Annotated in this window: 12 protein-coding genes, 1 tRNA gene and 1 pseudogene; 5 read left to right on the forward strand and 9 right to left on the reverse strand. The window is 73.1% G+C overall.

Translation table 11 applies throughout. The annotated features are described in order from the left end of the window. Window positions 1-4: 4 nt before the first annotated feature. The 5 genes and pseudogenes from AC0OO9_RS30255 to AC0OO9_RS30275 all read right to left on the reverse strand — a co-directional run bounded on the left by AC0OO9_RS30255 (window position 5) and on the right by AC0OO9_RS30275 (window position 6,838). A tRNA-Sec gene (locus tag AC0OO9_RS30255) sits at window positions 5-100 on the reverse strand. Between the two features lie 45 nt (window positions 101-145). Next, window positions 146-1,135, reverse strand: coding sequence for an NrfD/PsrC family molybdoenzyme membrane anchor subunit (gene nrfD, locus AC0OO9_RS30260; protein WP_484514170.1), 990 nt, complete (start codon window positions 1,133-1,135; stop codon window positions 146-148). After that, a complete protein-coding gene (locus tag AC0OO9_RS30265) occupies window positions 1,132-2,232 on the reverse strand; it encodes a 4Fe-4S dicluster domain-containing protein (RefSeq protein WP_484514171.1) in 1,101 nt (366 codons plus the stop codon). The genes nrfD and AC0OO9_RS30265 overlap by 4 nt, the downstream gene beginning before the upstream one ends. A 75-nt stretch (window positions 2,233-2,307) precedes the next feature. Continuing rightward, window positions 2,308-5,521 (reverse strand): annotated as a pseudogene (gene fdh, locus AC0OO9_RS30270) (formate dehydrogenase); the annotation flags it as partial. A 729-nt stretch (window positions 5,522-6,250) separates the two neighbouring features. Further along, entirely contained in the window at window positions 6,251-6,838 is a 588-nt protein-coding gene (locus AC0OO9_RS30275) for a hypothetical protein (RefSeq protein WP_484514172.1), read from the reverse strand. A gap of 948 nt (window positions 6,839-7,786) precedes the next feature. Between AC0OO9_RS30275 and AC0OO9_RS30280 the strand changes: the two genes are divergently transcribed. Further along, on the forward strand, window positions 7,787-8,128 hold the full coding sequence (locus tag AC0OO9_RS30280) for a hypothetical protein (RefSeq protein WP_393170783.1): 342 nt from the start codon (window positions 7,787-7,789) through the stop codon (window positions 8,126-8,128). Beyond that, a complete protein-coding gene (locus AC0OO9_RS30285; RefSeq protein ID WP_484514174.1) occupies window positions 8,125-8,784 on the forward strand; it encodes a nucleotidyl transferase AbiEii/AbiGii toxin family protein in 660 nt (219 codons plus the stop codon). Before AC0OO9_RS30280 ends, AC0OO9_RS30285 begins: the two co-directional genes overlap by 4 nt. Window positions 8,785-8,999: 215 nt before the next feature. Here AC0OO9_RS30285 and AC0OO9_RS30290 read toward each other — a convergent pair whose 3' ends face one another. Next, window positions 9,000-9,902, reverse strand: coding sequence for an SDR family oxidoreductase (locus AC0OO9_RS30290; RefSeq protein ID WP_421449910.1), 903 nt, complete (start codon window positions 9,900-9,902; stop codon window positions 9,000-9,002). A 213-nt stretch (window positions 9,903-10,115) separates the two neighbouring features. Between AC0OO9_RS30290 and AC0OO9_RS30295 the strand changes: the two genes are divergently transcribed. After that, window positions 10,116-11,906 carry a bifunctional metallophosphatase/5'-nucleotidase gene (locus AC0OO9_RS30295; protein WP_484514176.1) on the forward strand — a complete coding sequence of 597 codons (1,791 nt, stop codon included), beginning with the start codon at window positions 10,116-10,118 and terminating at the stop codon, window positions 11,904-11,906. A gap of 105 nt (window positions 11,907-12,011) precedes the next feature. Here AC0OO9_RS30295 and AC0OO9_RS30300 read toward each other — a convergent pair whose 3' ends face one another. Both AC0OO9_RS30300 and AC0OO9_RS30305 read right to left on the reverse strand, forming a co-directional pair. After that, window positions 12,012-13,688, reverse strand: a complete 1,677-nt coding sequence (locus AC0OO9_RS30300) for an ABC-F family ATP-binding cassette domain-containing protein (protein WP_484514178.1) — start codon at window positions 13,686-13,688, stop codon at window positions 12,012-12,014. Between the two features lie 505 nt (window positions 13,689-14,193). Continuing rightward, window positions 14,194-15,324 carry a geranylgeranyl reductase family protein gene (locus AC0OO9_RS30305; protein WP_484514180.1) on the reverse strand — a complete coding sequence of 377 codons (1,131 nt, stop codon included), beginning with the start codon at window positions 15,322-15,324 and terminating at the stop codon, window positions 14,194-14,196. A 204-nt stretch (window positions 15,325-15,528) separates the two neighbouring features. Here AC0OO9_RS30305 and AC0OO9_RS30310 point away from each other — a divergent pair, with 204 nt between their 5' ends. Both AC0OO9_RS30310 and AC0OO9_RS30315 read left to right on the forward strand, forming a co-directional pair. Further along, on the forward strand, window positions 15,529-15,765 hold the full coding sequence (locus AC0OO9_RS30310; RefSeq protein ID WP_132239717.1) for a hypothetical protein: 237 nt from the start codon (window positions 15,529-15,531) through the stop codon (window positions 15,763-15,765). A 55-nt stretch (window positions 15,766-15,820) separates the two neighbouring features. Then, entirely contained in the window at window positions 15,821-17,275 is a 1,455-nt protein-coding gene (locus tag AC0OO9_RS30315; protein ID WP_484514182.1) for an MFS transporter, read from the forward strand. A 205-nt stretch (window positions 17,276-17,480) separates the two neighbouring features. Here AC0OO9_RS30315 and AC0OO9_RS30320 read toward each other — a convergent pair whose 3' ends face one another. Continuing rightward, window positions 17,481-18,068, reverse strand: coding sequence for a hypothetical protein (locus tag AC0OO9_RS30320; protein ID WP_484514183.1), 588 nt, complete (start codon window positions 18,066-18,068; stop codon window positions 17,481-17,483). Between the last annotated feature and the right edge of the window lie 711 nt (window positions 18,069-18,779).

The following is an 18,779-nucleotide window of genomic DNA, read 5'->3' on the forward strand; positions in this document are numbered from 1 at the left end:
AGCATGGCGGAGACGGACGGGAATCGAACCCGCCTGGCCCGGATCCCGGACCACACCGGTTTTGAAGACCGGGAGGGGCACCAGCCGCCTGAACGCCTCCACGCAGCAGTGAACCACAGGCCCGGCGAGCGGGCGCGGGGAGGCGTCAGCCTTCGGCGGCGCGCCGCCGCGCGAGGCGCTCCCGCTGCGGCACCACCGTGTACTTCGGATCCTTCGCCGAGGCCACGCCGCCCTGGAAGATGCCGAACCGGGTCGCCACCGAGGCGCCCAGCAGCGCCGCCCCGGACAGCGCGGAGAGCGTGCGGCTGCGCCGACCCAGCAGGGCGCCGGCCACCCCCGCGGCGGTCAGGAGCCGCCCCGCGCGCAGCAGGCGGCCGGGTCGGCCGGTGCGGTAGGGCTCGCTGAGCAGCCCGAGCCGGGTCTCCACCCGGTGCGCGCCGTACAGCTCCAGGGCCGCGCCCGCCACCGCCATCCGCCGGGCGGGCCCGGCCTGCGCGCAGGGCGCGGCGATCAGCCCGACGCCGGCGCCGCTGGCCAGGGCGCTGCCCGCGAAGATGATCGGCAGTTCCGGGTACGCCTCGTGCCACGACGGCACGGCCGTGTCGGCCAGCAGCACCCCCGTGTACGTCGCCAGCGCCGGCGCGGTCGCCGCGGCGGCCAGCCCGGCGGCGTGCCCCACCGGCGGCAGCACCCGGCGGGCGAGGCCGGACAGCCCCCGCTCCGGCAGCCACGCCGCGCCCTCGGCGACCGCCGCGAGCCCGGCGGCCGGGCCGAACGCGCCGAGGATCCAGGTGCCCACGGACATGGGCGAGGTGGGCTTGGCCACCCGCAGCATGTGGTGGAACCGGGCGGGCCGCCCCAGGTCCTTGATCAGGAAGACGGTGCTGGCGGTGACCGCCGCCAGCGAGGCGACCCGGCCGGCGCGGCGCAGCGCGGGACGCCCGGTGAGCTGCCCGCCCGCCGCGAGCAGCGACGAGCCGGCCGCCAGCCCGCCGGTGAACAGGTACGCGGCGATGTCCCACTTCCAGACCGGCGCCTTGAGGATCGGCCGGCCGTAGTAGGAGGTGAACTCGGCCTCCGGGACCCTCAGCTCCTCGCCGCCGCGCCGCCTGCGCCCACCGCGCTCCGCACTCATGAGGAACCTCCCACGAACGCGGCCACGGCCGCCGCCGCCATCGCCAGCGCGGCCAGGCCGGCCCGCTTCCACATCTTCGGCAGGTCCCGGGTGGTGACCACCGGGTCCGGCGGCAGCCCGTACACCTCGGGCTCGTCGAGCAGCAGGAAGAACGCGCCGTCGCCGCCGACCCCGTCGCCCGGGTCGTGCCCGTAGAGCCGCGCCTCGGGCACGCCCCGCTCGTGCAGCGTCGCCACCCGGGCCGCGGCCCGCTCCCGCAGCTCGTCGAGGGGGCCGTACTGGATGGACTCGGTCGGGCACGCCTGCGCGCAGGCCGGAGTGTTGCCCGCGCCGATCCGGTCGTAGCACAGCGTGCACTTCCACGCCCGGCCGTCGCCCTTGCGCTGGTCGATGACGCCGTAGGGGCAGGCGGAGATGCAGTAGCCGCAGCCGTTGCAGATGTCCTCCTGCACCACCACCGTGCCGAACTCGGTGCGGAACAGCGAGCCGGTGGGGCAGACGTCGAGGCAGGCCGCGTGGGTGCAGTGCTTGCAGACGTCGGACATCATCAGCCAGCGGAAGTCGGTGCGCCCCTCCGCGCCCCCGGCGCGCCCCGGCGGCTGCGCCCCGGGCATCCCCAGGAACTCCGGCCCGTCGGTCCGGCCGGCCGTGCTCGTGCCGGCGGGGCCCGTGCTCGTGCCGGTGCCGGCGGCCATCCGCGCGGCCGCGTCCGCCGCGCCCGGCGGCACCCCCGGCTCCGTGCCGGTCGGGTTGCCGACGCCGGCCGCCACGGCCGCCGACGAGGCGCTGACCGAGCCGCCCGTCGGCGTGCCGGCGAACGGCGGGCTGCGGTGCCCCGCCGGGCGGGGCTGCTCGACGAACGCGACGTGCCGCCACGAGTTCGCGGTCAGCGCGCCGGTGTTGTCGTACGACATGCCGAGCAGGTCCAGCCCCGAGCCGGGGACGTCGTTCCACTCCTTGCACGCCACCTCGCACGCCTTGCAGCCGATGCAGACGCTGGTGTCGGTGAAGAAGCCCATCCGGGGCGGGGCGTCGGTCCAGCCGGCCTCCGGGGCGGGATCCAGCGGCCCGGACAGGCTGTGCGGGTCAGGAAGCATCGCGGCCCTCCCCGGCGCCGTCGGCGGGCTCCGGCGGGGCGAGCGCCCCCGGGGTGAGCGTCGGGGCCGGCTGGCCGGGGACGATGCCCGCCCGCCGCTGGTATTCGGCCACCAGGTCCAGCAGGGCCGGGCCGGTGGGCCGCCGACCGGGCCGCACGTCACAGGTACCGATCTTGCTCTCCTGGATCAGCACGTTCGGGTCCAGGGTGATCCCGAACAGGTCGTTGGCCGAGTCGCCCGTCACCAGGCCCTCGAACCCGAAGTGGTACGGCAGCCACACCTGGTGGATCACCCGGCCGTCCACGCGCAGGGGGCTGAGCCGGTCGGTGACCAGCACCTTCGCCTCGATGACCGCCCGCCCGCTGACCAGGTGCGCCCAGTCCAGGTGCGCCAGGCCCACCTCCGCGGCCAACTCCGGGGACACCTCGACGAACATCTCCGGTTGCAGCTCCGCCAGGGGCCGCACCGTACGGCTCATCCCGCCCGCCGTGTGGTGCTCGGTGAGCCGGCTGACCGTGAACACGTACGGGAAGACCTGACTGTGCTCCTGCGGCGGGCTCGGATTCACCGAGTTCACCGGGTGCGCGTACACCTTGCGGGTGGGGTTGGCCTGCTGCCGGTAGAACGGGTTGCGCACCGGCGACTCGGCCGGCTCGTAGTGCGTCGGCAGCGGGCCGTCCAGCACGCCGCTGGGCGCGTACAGCCAGCCCTTGCCGTCGCCCTGCATGACGAACGGGTCGTCGCCGGCGATCCCCTCCGGGCCGGACGCGCCCTCCGGCGGCCGGTACGTCGGCGGCTTGGTCCGCTCGAAGTCCGGCACGTCGTAGCCGGTCCACTCCCCGGCGTCCGGGTCCCACCAGACGTAGCGCTTGCGTTCGCTCCACGGCCGGCCCTGCGGGTCCGCCGAGGCCCGGTTGTAGAGGGTGCGCCGGTTCGCCGGCCACGCCCAGCCCCACTCGGCGGCCACCCAGTCCTGCTCGTGGCGCGACCTGCGCCGCGCCGCCTGGTTGACGCCGTCGGCGTACACCCCGGAGTAGATCCAGCAGCCCACCGCGGTGGAACCGTCGTCGCGGGCCTCGGCGAACGTGGACAGCGGGCGGCCGGTCGCCACCTCGTACCCGTTGATCTCGCGCAGCACCGCCTCGGCGCTCGGCTCGGCGTGCGGACCGGGCGTGGGATAGTCCCAGGCCAGGTCGAGCAGCGCCCGGTCGCGCGGCAGGTCGGAGCCGGCCAGCTTCTCCCGCAGCCGGAGCCCGAGGTGGTAGAAGAACCACAGCTCGGAGCGGGCGTCGCCCGGCGGTTCGACGGCCTTCTCCCGCCACTGGAGCAGCCGCTGGGTCTGGGTGAAGGTGCCCTCCTTCTCCACGTGCGAGGCGGCTGGCAGGAAGAACACCTCCGTCCTGCACTGCTCCGGCACGATCTCGCCGGTGGCGACCTCGGGGCTGTTGCGCCAGAACGTCGCGCTCTCGATCATGAAGAGGTCGCGGACGACCAGCCAGTCCAGGTTCGCCATGCCGAGGCGCTGCGCCCGGCCGTGCGCCGAGCCGACCGCCGGGTTCTGGCCGAGCAGGAAGTAGCCCCGCACCTTCCCGTCGATCATGTTCAGCACCTGCTGGTACGTCCCGTGGTCGCCGGTCATCCGGGGCATGTACCCGTAGCAGAAGTCGTTCTCCGGCGTCGCCGCGTCCCCCCAGTACGCCTTGAGCAGGCTCGCCGCGTAGGCGCGGGCGTTGCCCCAGAAGCCCTTCTGGCCCGGGTGGCGGATGCTGTCCACCCACTCGTCGAAGGTGGGGTGGTCGGCGTGGTGCGGCATCGGCAGGTAGCCGGGAAGCAGGTTGAACAGCGTCGGGATGTCCGTGGAGCCCTGGATGCTGGCGTGCCCGCGCAGGGCCAGGATGCCCCCGCCGGGGCGGCCCATGTTGCCCAGCAACAGCTGGATGATCGCGCCGGTACGGATGTACTGCACGCCGACGCTGTGCTGCGTCCACCCCACCGAGTAGATCAGCACGCCGGTACGCTCCCGGCCCGAGTTGGCCGTCCACGCCTGCGCCAACTCCAGGAACTTCTCCCGGGGGATGCCGCAGACCCGCTCCACCATCTCCGGGGTGTAGCGGGCGAAGTGCCGCCTGAGGATCTGGTAGACGCAGCGCGGATGCTGCAACGTCTCGTCCCGCTCCACCTGACCGCCCACCTCGGCGCCGTGCGACTCGTGGCGCAGCCCGGCGGCGGTGTCCCGCTCCTTCGCGGTGTGCCCGCTGCCGGAGTCGGACTCGTGGCCCGCGTACTGCCAGGAGTCCTGGACGTAGCTGCCCGTCTCCGGGTCGAAGCCGGAGAAGAAACCGTCGCCGTCCTCGGTGTCGACGAAGCGCTCGCTGACGATCGTCGCGGCGTTGGTGTACGCCAGCACGTACTCCCGGAAGTCCAGCTCGTTCTCCAGGATGTGGCGCACCACGCCACCGAGCAGCGCGATGTCGGAGCCCGCGCGGATCGGCAGGTACGTGTCGGCCACCGCGCTGGTGCGGGTGAACCGCGGATCGACGTGGAACACCTTTGCGCCGCGCCGCTTGGCCTCCATCACCCACTGGAAGCCCACCGGATGGGCCTCGGCCATGTTCGAGCCCTGGATGACGATGACGTCAGCGTTGGCGACGTCCTGCTGGAAGTCCGTCGCGCCACCGCGACCGAAGCTGGCCCCCAGACCGGGGACGGTGGCGGAGTGTCAAATGCGCGCCTGGTTCTCGATCTGGAGCGCCCCCATCGCCGTGAAAAGCTTCTTGATGAGGTAATTTTCCTCGTTGTCCAGCGTCGCCCCACCCAGGCTGGAGATGCCCAGCGTGCGGTTGAGCGGCCGGCCCTGCGAGTCGACGTCCTCCCAGGTCTCCGCCCGCGCGGCGAGGATCCGGTCGGCGATCATGTCGAGCGCGACGTCGAGCTCCAGATCCTCCCACTCGGTGGCGTAGGGCCGCCGGTAGCGGACCTTCGTCTGCCGCAGGGGACTGGTCACGAGGCTCTTGCTGGCCGACCCCTTCGGGCACAGCCTGCCCCGCGAGATCGGGCTGTCCGGGTCGCCCTCGATCTGGGTGACCGCGCCATCGGTGACGAAGACGCGCTGGCCGCAGCCGACCGCGCAGTAGGGACAGACCGACCGCGCCACGCTGTCGGCGGTCTCGGTGCGGGCGGTCAGCTCCGCCGAGCGGCCCGACTGCGCCGCGGCGCCCCGGCCCAGCGGGTCGGTGCCGGTGAGCTGCCGGTATACCGGCCAGCCCTGGATGAAGGTCCGCAGGCCCACGCGCGACACCCCCTCTCCCGACCTGTCCGTCACAGCCAACATGAACATAGGCCAGGCCGCCCGGGACCGCGACCCGTGCCGCCGGATCACCACCCCGACGGTCACCGCCCGCTTCCCACGGCGTCGCCCCTGGCCGTACGCGACCGGCTCGGGACTGACCCTGCCTGCGGGCTCGCCGACCGGGACGTCGCTTGCGGTACGCGGACGGCGGGCGGGACGTCGCACGCGGCACCCGGGCGGCGCGGGCGGCGGGCGGCGCGGGCGGCGGGATGCTGGCTTGGAGGCATGGCCGCTCGCGAGCGGTGTCCCGGCGGCGCTCGGCGCGATGTCGGCTGCACGTGTGTCCCGGCGCGGTGGCCCGCTCGATGCCGGCTGCACCTGTGTCCGGGCGGCGCTCGGCGCGGTGTCGGCTGCTCCGGTGTCCCGGCGCGGTGGTCCGCTCGATGCCGGCTGCGGGGCGGCGAAGACAGCGCCGCCCCGGGCCCGGAGGCTCGGGGGCGGCGCCGGTGTCGGTGTGCAGGTCGCCTCTCGGCGAGTGGCGCGACGCGGCTCCAGCCGGACGGTATTCCGCGAAGGCAATTTAGGTGAGGCCCGGGGACACTGGACACACCGACACCTCATTCAACCAGCCGACGGCCTGCGATGTTCCACCTGCGGTGGATGTGCCGCTGGCCGGCACCCCGTGTTCGGGTGCCGGCCAGCGATCCCCCTTGTGGTGGAAAGTCTGTGTCAGCTGTTCCAGTGCGCGGTCACGAGGTCGGCGGCCTGCTGCTCCCACTGGGCGTAGTGGTCGGGGTACGCCGACACCTGCACCGTCTGCGCGGCCTTCGTCAGGGGCATGTCCTGCCACCCGTCGACCTGCTTCAGACCCTTCAGGAACGCCGTCGTCGAGTACTCCGGGTCGGTGATCTGCTCCACCGTGCCCCAACCACTGGACGGACGCTGCTGGAACAGGCCCTGCGAGTCGTGGTCGTTGCGGTCACCCAGGTGACCCAGGTTCTCCAGCTTCGACTCCTGCAACGCGGTGGCGATGGACACGACGGCGGCGCGCTCGTCCATGCCGGCCTTCTTCGTCGCGGCGATGATGGCCTTGACGTTGGCGACCTGCTCGTCGGACAGGTCGATGTGCGACTGGGCGCCCTGCACGCCCTGCGGGATCAGCTTGCCCGTGTCGGGCTTGTCGGCCTGCACGGCCACTGCCACCGGCGTCGACTGCACCGACGGGGCCGCGTGCGCGGTCGCGGGACCGGCGAACACACCACCGGCGAACGCGAGACCAGCAACACCCAGAACGCTCTTACGAATGATCGTGTTCATCAGAAACGCTCCATTCGGGGGTCGGCACCCACACCGAGGGGGATCGGCTTCACGCGGGTGCAAGCACCGTCCGGCGCTCATGCGAACTCACGGGGGATCTCCAGCGAAACGCGGAGAGGATCTCCGACGATCAAGCCGGAGCAAAGATCAGAGGCAAGATCAGATCGGCCGTGCCGGCCGGATGCCTGACCCGTGTAGGCCGGCAAGGGGCCGGGCCGTTGCGCTGGGCGGGGGTTGCCCTCGCGTCGGCCCGGACCATGTGTAACCACCGCCGGCCCGCCATCATTCCGGGGGCCCCGGACCCGCCAACCCATCGGGGCGACGTGACCTCGGCAGCGTGGCCTTGCTCGGCCGTACGCAGGGTGTAACGACCCCGCCCCCGCCACGATTCCGCCCCCACGATGCCCCCGGTCACACCCTCAAACCGCACACCCGGCACCGTCAGGCAACCCGCTGACGAAATCACCGGCTCAAGCCCTCTGGACAGCCACCACGTAACCGGACACCGGTCACACCCGGGTCCACGGATTACCGACTCCTGCCTCACCTAGCTCACCCGGCTCGCCAAGGGCTCGGGCGCCGCTGGAGATCTTGGTACGAGAGGGCCCCTGGAGGGGCGGTTTCTCGCCAAGATCTCCGGCGGAAGCCCGGCGGGCGGACGCGAGAGTAGGCACCGACGGGGTGTGGCCCGCCGTGCCCGGCGCAGGGATCAAGCCTGACCGCCCGGAGCCGGGCACGGCGGGCCACACCCCCACCACGACGCACCGCACGCCACGGAACCATCCGACGCTGGCAGTAACCACCACGCCGAGAACGGCAGAACCCAGCCCCGGCGACCCGCGCTCACCCCGGCCAGGAGCACGAAAACCATCCCGACCACGCCCCGCCAGCCACGACACCGGCGAAACCACGATCCCCAGCGGCCCGACCTGGGGTTACCCTGACAGCATGCAGGCCCTCTCCCCCGCTCCGACCCGCGCGGCCCATCTGGCCCGTCCGGGCCGGCCCGCCGTGGTGGCCCGCACCCTCACCGAGCTGGCCGGCCCCACCCGTGGCGTGGTGGAGCTGCCGGTGCGGCTGATGTGGAACTCCGACCGCACCTTCGACCTGGGCGATCCGGACGAACTGCTCTGGATGTACGAGAACGTGCTGCGCGAGACCACCCGCGCGGAGGATCTCCGGCTGCTCATCAACGGGCGCACGCTGCGCCGGGTGTGGCGGCTGCTCAACCTGCCCCGGGGCGTACGCCAGGCGTGGGAGAGCCACCACCGGGGGCTGCGGACGGCGTGAACACCGCCCACCCGCACGAGTTCTACCGCGAGGTGGCCCGGGTGGCCCTGTCCGCTGCCGGGCCGTACCGGTTCGTGCTCGGCGGCGGGGTGGCCTGGGCCGCGCACGGGCTGGTGACCCGCCCGACGGAGGACGTGGACCTGTTCGCGGACGTGGAGGGGGCCGCCGCGGCGGCGGCGGACGGGGTGCGGACGGCACTGGAGCAGGCGGGGTTCGAGGTGACCGACGCGGACCCCGACAGCGAGCTGGCCGAGTTGTTCGACGGCTTCGACCGGGACCTGAGGGACTTCGTGGTGAGCCGGGACGGGCGGCTCATCCGGCTCAGCCTGGCCCGCCTCGACCGGCACCGTAGCCCGGTGGTGATGGACCTCGGCCCGGTGATGGACGTACGGGACCTGATGGCGAACAAGACCGCCGCCCTGGTCAACCGGCGGGAGGTCCGGGACTACATCGACGTCGCGGCAGCCCTGGAGCACCACGACGTGGCGGAGCTGCTGGACCTGGCCCGCCAGCTCGACCCGGCCCTCGACGAGGACGACGTCCGGGCCGCCGGCCGCTACCTGGACCGCCTGCCCGACCGCCGGTTCGCCCGCTACGGCCTGGACCCCGCCGCCGTCGCCCAGGTCCGTACCCGCCTGGCCCCCTGGCCCCGCTGACCACCCACCCGCGCCCCCCGCCCCTCCGCGCGCCCCGCGCCCCGCACCTCTCGCCGTCGATCATGCACTTCTGGCGGGCAGAGAGTGCTGATCCTTCCCTTTTGCGGGGCACCACAAATGCATGATCGACGCGGGTCAGGGGGCGCGGGCCGGCGGGCGCGGGCAGCGAGGGCGGGACAGCGGGCACGCGGGCGGGGCAGCAGGGGCAGGGCGGGTCACTTCGTGGGGCGGCCGCCCGTTACGCCGAGGATCTCGCCCGTGACGTAGCTGGATTCCTGGGAGGCGAAGAAGACGTACGCGGGGGCCAGCTCGGCCGGCTGGCCGGGGCGTCCCTCCGGGGTGTCCTGGCCGAACTTCTCGACCTTCTCGTTCGGCATCGTCGCCGGGATCAGTGGCGTCCAGATCGGGCCCGGCGCCACCGCGTTCACCCGGATCCCCCGCTCGGCCAGGTCCGCGGCGAGCGCCTTGGTGAAGTTGGCGATCCCCGCCTTGGTGGTGGCGTAGTCCAGCAGCTGCGGCGAGGGGTCGAACGCCTGGATCGACGAGGTGTTGATGATCGCCGAGCCCTCGGACATGTGCGGCACGGCAGCCCGGCAGAGCCAGAACATGGCGTACAGGTTGGTCTTCAGCACCCGGTCGAACTGCTCGCCGCTGATGCCGAGGATGCCCTTGTCCTGTGCCATCTGGTAGGCCGCGTTGTTGACCAGGATGTCGATCCCGCCGAGGTCGCGCAGGGCCCGCTCGACCAGCTCCTGGCAGTGCCCCTCGTCGGTGATGTCGCCGCGCACCGCGATGCCCTTGCGGCCGGCCTCCTCGACCAGCCGGACGGTCTCCCGGGCGTCGGCGTCCTCCTCCTCGCTGAGGTAGGAGATGAGCACGTCGGCACCCTCCCGGGCGTACGCGATGGCGATCGCGCGGCCGATGCCGGAGTCGCCACCGGTGATCAACGCCCGCCGGCCGTCGAGCTTGCCGCTGCCGCGGTACGACTCCTCGCCGTGGTCCGGCTTCGGGGTCATCTCCTCCGTCGAACCGGGCGGCGTCTGCTGCTGCTTCGGTTGTCCCTCCTGCTGGCCGTACTGGCTGGTGGGGTCCTGCTGGGTGTGCTGGTCCTCGCTCACCGACGTCTCCTCGCGCACCGGTCGGGTCTGGGGGTCTCCCACGCCCTACCCTGCGGCGGCAAGCGGAAACGGCAGTCGCCGTGTTACATGACCAGGCCCCTGCGCGCCGGTGTGATGAAACACCTCGGGCCGCTGTGGCAGGAGTGACCGCCGCTCGTTTATGGTGCGCTCGGCGCTCACCGGGCGTCCCGAACCCCCATGGAAGGGCACCTCATGACCTCTCCCTCCGGCCCGTCGCGTCGTACGGTGCTCGCCGCCGCGGCCGCGGCGGCGAGCGTCCCGCTGATCGCCGCCACCCCCGCCCAGGCGGCCGGTCCGGCCCGGTCGCGGACCTGGGACCTGACGATCCTCGGCACCTCGGACACCCACGGCAACGTCTACAACTGGGACTACTACTCCGACGCCGAGTACGACGACAGCAAGCACAACGACGTGGGCGTCGCCAAGCTGGCCGCTCTCGTCAAGCAGATCCGCGCCGAGCGGCGCGGCAAGGCGACGCTGGTGCTCGACGCCGGAGACACCATCCAGGGCACCCCGCTGGCCACCTTCTACGCCAAGCAGGAGCCGATCACCACCACCGGTGCGACGCACCCGATGGCCAACGCCATGAACGTGCTCGGCTACGACGCCGTGACGCTGGGCAACCACGAGTTCAACTACGGCCTGCCGCTGCTGGCGAAGTGGATCTCGCAGCTGGGCTTCCCGGCGCTGGCCGCCAACGCCGTCAACGTCGCCACCGGCAAGCCGGCCTTCCTGCCGTACGTCATCAAGAAGGTCTCCGTCGGCTTCGCCGCACCGCCGCTGCGCGTCGGCATCCTCGGCCTGACCAATCCGGGCAGCGCGATCTGGGACCGGGCCAACGTCGAGGGCAAGCTGCGGTTCGACGACATGATCGCCACCGCCGCGAAGTACGTGCCGATCATGCGGGCGCGCGGCGCCGACATCGTGCTGATCTCCGCCCACGGCGGCGACAGCGGCACCTCCAGCTACGGTCCGGAGCTGCCGATCGAGAACCCGACGGCGCTGATCGCCCAGCAGGTCCCCGGCATCGACGCGATCCTGTTCGGCCACGCCCACGCCGAGGTCGCCGAGAAGTTCGTGGCCAACGAGCAGACAGGCGAGCAGGTGCTGCTCACCGAGCCGTCGAAGTGGGGCCAGCGGCTGAGCCGGATGGACTTCACCCTGACCCGCGAGCGGGGCCGCTGGACGATCACCAAGAAGGCCGCCGCCCTGCTGAACACCAACACGGTGGTCGAGGACCCGAAGGTCCTCGCCGCCGTACGGGCGCAGCACCAGAAGACCGTCGCGTACGTCAACCAGGTCGTGGCCCGCTCCACCGTGGAGCTGTCGGCGGCGGAGAGCCGCTACAAGGACACCCCCATCCTGGACTTCATCAACCACGTGCAGACCGAGGTCGTCGGTCAGGCGCTGGCCGGCACGGCGTACGCGGACCTGCCGGTGCTGTCGATCGCGGCACCGTTCAGCCGGACCGCGGTCTTCCCCGCCGGCGACGTGAAGATCCGCGACGTGGCCGGGCTGTACGTCTTCGACAACACCCTCGAGGCGGTCGTGCTCAGCGGCGCCGAGGTGCGCGCCTACCTGGAGTACTCGGCCAAGTACTTCCGGACCCTCGCCCCCGGCGCCCCGGTCGACCCGGCGACGATCAGCGACCCGGCCGTGCCGGACTACAACTACGACGTCTTCTCCGGCCTGGACTACGACATCGACATCTCCAGGCCGGTGGGGCAGCGCGTCACCCGCCTGGTGCTGCCCGGCACCGACACGCCGGTGGCGGACAACGCGCAGTTCGTGGTGGCGGTCAACAACTACCGGCGCAGCGGCGGCGGCAACTTCCCCGGCATCGTGAAGACCCAGGTCTACAACGAGCAGCAGGAGATTCGGCAGCTGCTGATCGACTGGGCGCAGGCCAAGGGCACCATCGACCCGGCGGACTTCTACCAGCCGAACTGGCGGCTGGTGCGCGAGGGCGTGCCGGTCTTCTGATCCCCGCACCACCGGACGGGCCGTGGGCTGATCGCCTGCGGCCCGTCCGGCGTCCGGCGGCACGACCGGCCCGGTGCCACGTAAGCGACGTGACACCGGGCCGGGTCAGCGTCGATCGCGGCCGGTGACCCGACCGCCGATCTCCAGGCGCGGCCAGTCGGCGAGGTCCCGCAGCAACTGCCGGTCGTGCGTGGCGACCACGACGGCGGCGCTCGTGTCGCGGATCGCCTCGGTCAACTCGTCGACAAGCGCCGACGACAGGTGGTTGGTCGGTTCGTCGAGCAGGATCAGCCCGGGCCGCCCGGCCAGCGCCAACGCCAAGTCGAGGCGCCGCTGCTGCCCCTGCGACATCCGCCCGACCGGGGTGCGCAACGCATCGGAGTCCAGCAGCCCGAGCGCCCCGAGCGGGACGGCCTCGGCGTCGCGGAGCGCCCCGCGGGCCACCAGCCGCCCCACGTGGCGGGCGTGGACCTCGCGGGCGGTGAGGCCGGGATCGTGCGCGGCGGTCTCCTGGTCGATCAGGGCGATCCGTGCCTCCTTCGCCGTCCAGACGCGGCCGTCCGTGGGCCGGAGCGCGCCGGCCAGCACCGCGAGCAGCGTGGACTTCCCGGCACCGTTCGCCCCGGTGACCAGCAGCCGGTCGCCGCCGTCGAGGGTGAGGTCGACCGGACCGGCCAGGCGCCCGTCGACGGCGAGGCCGTACGCCCGCAACTGTGGCGCACCCCGCCGGACGCTCAGGTCGGGCCACCGCAGGGTCGGCGGCGGCTCCGGCACGTCGATCCGGTGCGCCTGGAGGGCATCCTGCTGGCGGTGCAGCGCCTGCACGACGCCCGGCGCGCGGGACTGGCGCTGGTGCTTACCGGTCCCCTTGTCCGGCCGCCAGCCGGTGGAGAGCCGGTCGCGGGCCCTGGACACCGCGTTCTGCAGCCGCTGGTGCTCGGCCTGCTGCTCCTCGTGGTCCTGCTCCCAGGACTCACGTTCGCGGCGCCGGGCGTCCTGCCAGGCGTCGTAGCCGCCGGCGTACAGGCGCGGCGTCCCGTCGCGCGTCGGGTCGAGGTCGAGGAACCGGTCCGCGACGTCGCGCAGCAGCGCCCGGTCGTGGCTGACGACGGCGAGGCCGCCGTCGTGCTCGCGCAGCCTGCGGGTCAGGAAGTCCAGCCCGTCCGCGTCGAGGTGGTTGGTCGGCTCGTCGAGCAGCAGCACGTCGTGCCGCGCGCCGAGCAGGCACGCCAGCCGTACCCGGTAGCGCTGCCCGACGGAGAGCTCCGACAACGCCCGGTCGCGGTCCGTGCACGCGCCCAGGGCCTCCAGGGCCACATCGATGCGGCGCTCGGCGTCCCACGCGTCGAGCCCCGTGGCGGCCTCCAGCGCGACGGCGTAGCGGTCCCCGGCGCCGGGATCGCCCGCCGCCACGGCGAGCGACGCCTCGTCCAGCGCGGCGAGGGCCGCCAACGACGCGGCCAGCGCCTCGGACGTCAGGGTGCCGACGGTCTCGCCGTCACGCGCGGACAGCTCCTGCCGGGCCAGGCCGATCGTGCCCGCCCGGTGCACGGTGCCCTCGTCGGGCGGGATGAGGCCGGCGAGAACGTGCAGCAGCGTCGTCTTGCCGCGGCCGTTCTCGCCGACGACGGCGATCCGGGACCGGGCGGAGACAGTAACCGACACGTCGTCGAGGACCCGTCGGGAGCCGCGGACGACGGCGACGCCGTTGGCGCGGACGTGCGCGACGCCGCCCGCCGTGACGGGCAGGGACAGGGGTTCGGGGGTCGGGGCGAGGTTCAAGGGTGCTCCGCAGCTCATGGTGGAGCCGGGCAGCAGCAAGCGGCCGCCCGGCGGGAACCGGGACGGCGAGCGCGGATTCAGCAGAGAGCAGGCGCCGCCGTCAGCGGGCGGAGCGGACCTTCTGCGACCAGATACCTCGTGCCATGACGGCCAGGCTAGCAGCGCGGGCGCGCCCGCTCGTCCGGATTTCACCCCGTCGGGCGGACCGCGGGCGGCAGCTCGCCGAAACGCACGTGCCGCAGGAAGCTGTACTCCTCGTCGGTGAACGCCGGTCCTGAGTGGTCTCCTGCCATGACTTCTCTCCCTCGACGTCATCATTGTGTGCGGTGGTGACGTCGGACATTACCGCTAAGGCGTCCTAGGATCCTGGGCGAAAGCGGGGGCCGGTGTCCCGTGTAGTCGGCGCGCCACACCGGCGGCGTGCGATCAGGCGCGCGCCACGGCGTGCAGACCAGGCGTGCGCGCCAGAAAAGTGCGGCCAGGACGTGCGCCTCCGTGGCCGGGTTCAGCCGGCCTGCGGCCGGTCCAGTAGCGCCAGCGCCGCCCGGACCGGGGCACGACGCAACGTCTCGTCAAAGCTCGCCCGGCCCTGGCAGAACCGCACGAACATCCGCCAGCCCGGCGGCGTGGCCAGCAACGCGTGGAAGACCCCCGGCCGCCGGGCGAACACGTCGAGCAGCCGGTGTCCGGCGCGCATCGACGGCACCAGGTCCCGGGTGACCGCGCGGTCGTAGCCCGCCAGGTCACCGGCGGCGACCGCCGCGCCGGCCAGTTCGCCGGAACGCAGCGCGTAGCTGATCCCCTCCCGGCTCCACGGCTCCAGCAGCCCCGCAGCGTCGCCCGCGACCAGCACCCGGCCCCGACGCAGCGGCGAGTCCTCGGCCCGGCAGCGGGTCAGGTGGCCGGAGTCGTGCGCCGGCTCCACCCCGGACAGGCCCAGCCGGTCCACGAAGCCGCGCAGGTAGGCCCTGGTCCGCTCCCCCTCGCCCCGGGCGGCGATCACCCCGACCGTCAGCCGGTCGCCCTTCGGGAAGACCCAGGCGTACGAGCCGGGCAGCGGCCCCCAGTCCAGCAGGAGACGGCCCCGCCAGCGGGCCTGCTCCTCCGGCGGCACGGGCAACTCCAGCTCCAGCCCCAGGTCCACCTGCCGGTGGCGGACCCCCACGTGCCGGGCGGTCACCCCCGAGGAGCCGTCCGCCCCGACCACCGCCCGCGCGTGGACCGTGTCCCCGTCTGCCAGCCTCAGGCGTACGACGTCGGGGTCCTGCTCGACCGCGCGGACCGCGACGCGCTCGCGCACCTCGGCACCGGCGGCGACCGCGGCGGCCCGCAGCCGGTCGTCGAACTCCTCCCGGCGCACCATGCTCACCAGCGGACCGCCGGGATGGCGGCGGGTGAACCCACGACGCCCGTCCCGGGTGAACGTCACCCGGTCGACCCGGTCGTGCGCGGGCACCTCGATCCGGTCGGCAACCGCCGCGAGCGAGGTGCCGATCAGCCCGCCCCCGCAGGTCTTGTAGCGCGGGTGCGCGGCGCGCTCCACCACCAGTGTGCGCACGCCCGCTCGGGCGGCGGCGTGGGCGGCGGAGAGCCCGGCGGGGCCGGCGCCGACGACGGCGAGATCCCAGACGATCACTGGTGCAGCCTAGGGCAAGCCACGGCCCGCGGCGCCGACGGCGCGGCGAGCACGTGCAGCCTGGCCAGCGCCTGCCCCGGGGTGCCTTCGGCCAGAGCGCGGCCACCGGCACCGCCCGATCGGGTGGGCATCTTCGCCCGTCCACCGGGTAATCGCGCGGCGTGACCGCCCGCGCAGGGGCGGGACAGGCGAAGGAGGAAGGCGATGCGGCAGGTGCAGCTGTCGGATGTCGAGGAGCGGGTGTACGACGCGGTCGCCGCGCTGGAGGCCCGGGGGCAGGTGCCGTACCCGGACCTGATCGCCGAGGAGGCCGGTCTCACCGAGGAGCAGTTGCGGGCGCCGCTGCACCAGCTCACCGAAAAGAACCTGTTGCACCGGGAGGACTCGCCGATGGCCGGGCTGGACTTCGGTCCCCGGTTCTGCGCCCGCCAGATGGCGTGAGCCGCCGAGCGCCTCGCGATGGTTCGCCTCCCGGGGACCGGGGTAGCGCTCGACGATGCCCGAAGACCGGTCCACGGGAGGCACGGTGAGTCCGACCGACACGACCGCACCGCCGGACGACCGGCGCCGCTGGCAGGCCCTCGGGGTCGGGCTGGTCGCCGCCTTCATGACGCTGCTCGACGTGAGCATCGTCAACGTCGCCGTCCCGTCCATCGACCGCGCCCTCGGGGCCTCCCCCAGCGACCTGCAGTGGGTGCTCTCCGGGTACGCCCTGACGTTCGGGCTGGTGCTGGTCTCCGCCGGCCGCTTCGGCGACGCACGCGGCCGGCGAAGCGCGTTCGTCTTCGGGATCGCCCTGTTCACCCTGGCCAGCGCGCTGGCCGGGCTGGCTGCCTCGCCCGGGTGGCTGATCGCGGCCCGGCTGATCCAGGGTGCCGCCGCCGGGGTGGTGAACCCGCAGGTCACCGGGCTCATCCAGGAGCTCTTCCAGGGGCCGGAGCGGGGTCGCCCGTTCGGGCTGCTCGGTGCCACCATCGGCATCTCCACGGCCGTCGGCCCGCTGCTCGGCGGCCTGCTGATCGCCGTCGGTGGCGAGGCGCACGGCTGGCGGTGGGTGTTCTTCGTCAACGTGCCGGTAGGCGTCCTCGCGGTGGTCCTCGGCTGGCGGCTGCTCCCCGGCCGACCCGCCGGCCCACGGGACCACCGGCGGCTGGACCCCGTCGGGGTGCTGCTGCTCGGCGTGGGGGTGCTGGCCGTGCTGTTGCCGCTGGTGCAGCAGGAATGGCGGAGCCCGGCGAAGTGGCTGCTCGTTCCGGCAGGGCTGCTCGCCCTGGCCGGCTTCGGGGCGTGGGAACGGTGGTACGGCCGCCGCCAGGAACCGCTGTTCGACCTGGGGCTGTTCGGCTTCCGGTCGTACGCCCTGGGATCGCTCATCGCGCTTGCCTACTTCGGCGGGTTCACGGCGATCTTCTTCATCTTCACGCTCTACCTGCAGAACGGCCTCGGCTACAGCGCGCTGGTCGCCGGCCTGGCCATCACCCCGTTCGCGCTGGGCTCGGCCGCGGCGTCCGCGCTCGGCGGCCGGATCGTCGACCGCTTCGGGCGTCCCCTGGTCGCGGTCGGGCTGCTCACCGTGGTGGTGGGACTCGTCGCGGTGGTCGTCGTGCTGAACCTGGCCCCGAAGGGCGCCGCCGTGCCGTGGCTGACGGCGGCCCCCCTGCTGGTGGCCGGGCTGGGGAGCGGTCTGGTGATCGCGCCCAACCAGACGCTGACCCTGTCCCAGGTGCCGGTACGGCAGGCGGGCAGCGGGGCAGGCATGCTCCAGACCGGCCAGCGGATCGGTTCCGCCGCCGGGATCGCCGCCGTCGGCTCGGTCTTCTTCTCCTCGCTGGCCGCCAGCGGCGGGGACTTCTCACTCGCGTTCCGGCACTCGCTGCTGCTGGCCGCCGGGGTGATCGCACTCGCGCTGGTCGCAGCCCTGGTCGACGTCGCCTTCGGCCACCGCCGGTGACGACGGTCTCCAGCAGTTCCAGCCGGGCGTCGGGCCAGGCCTGGGCCAGCTGCCACGACGGCCGACGCCCCCCGGCCAGCACCCGCCGGTGGGACGCCAGGTCGCCGCGCTCGCCTTGCTCTGCCACCCGTCATCGTGGCCCGACATGCGTCTGGCCGGCACCCCGGGCGGGGGTGCCGGCCAGCGGCGATTTCGGCTACTGCTGTCAGCTGTTCCAGTGCGCGGTGACGAGGTCGGCGGCCTGCTGCTCCCACTGGGCGTAGTGGTCGGGGTACGCCGACACCTGCACCGTCTGCGCGGCCTTCGTCAGGGGCATGTCCTGCCACCCGTCGACCTGCTTGAGGCCCTTCAGGAACGCGGTGGTGGAGTACTCCGGGTCGGTGATCTGCTCCACCGTGCCCCAACCACTGGAGGGGCGCTGCTGGAACAGGCCCTGCGAGTCGTGGTCGTTGCGGTCACCCAGATGACCCAGGTTCTCCAGCTTCGACTCCTGCAACGCGGTGGCGATCGACACGACGGCGGCGCGCTCGTCCATGCCGGCCTTCTTCGTCGCCGCGATGATGGCCTTGACGTTGGCGACCTGCTCATCCGACAGGTCGATACGCGACTGGGCGCCCTGCACGCCCTGCGGGATCAGCTTGCCCGTGTCGGGCTTGTCGGCCTGCACGGCCACTGCCACCGGCGTCGACTGCACCGACGGGGCCGCGTGCGCGGTCGCGGGACCGGCGAACACGCCACCGGCGAACGCGAGACCAGCAACACCGAGAACGCTCTTACGAATGATCGTGTTCATCAGAAACGCTCCATTCGGGGGTTGGCACCCACGCCGAAGGGGGATCGGCTACACGCGGATGCAAGCACCGTCAGGCGCTCAAACGAACTCACGGGAACTCATGCGAACTCAAGCGGGGTCTCCAGCGAAACCTGGAGAGGATCTCCGACGATCAAGCCGGAGCAAAGATCAGAGGAAGATCGGCCGTGCCGGCCGGATGCCTGACCCGTGCGGGCCGGCAAGGGGGCCGGGCTGTTGCGCGCTGGGCGGGGGTTGCCCTTGCGTGCGCGGGGCCGGGGGGCGCCCTCGCGTCGGCCGGACCATGTGTAACCACCGCCGGCCCGCCATCATTCCGGGGGCCCCGGACCCGCCAACCCATCGGGGCGACGTGACCTCGGCAGCGTGGCCTTGCTCGGTCGTACGCAGGGTGTAACGACCCCGCCCCCGCCACGATTCCGCCCCCACGATGCCCCCGGTCACACCCCCAAACCGGACACCTCAGCACCCGGGCGACCCCGACGACCGCGGACCGGGGCCGCAGCGAACGTGCCGACGGGCACGCACCCGGCAACGGAGCCCCATCCGAACGCCGGGGCTTGAACCGGACGCCGCGCGCGGCCCCCTCATCGGCGGCTCCCTCGGACGGGTCGGACACTGCGTAGCGATGTGGGCGACCTTGGCAGATGCGGGCCCCTGGCGAGGCCCATTCCTTCCAAGATCGGCGAGTGGCCG

It is taken from the genome of Micromonospora sp. USAFONa4 (assembly GCF_057197825.1).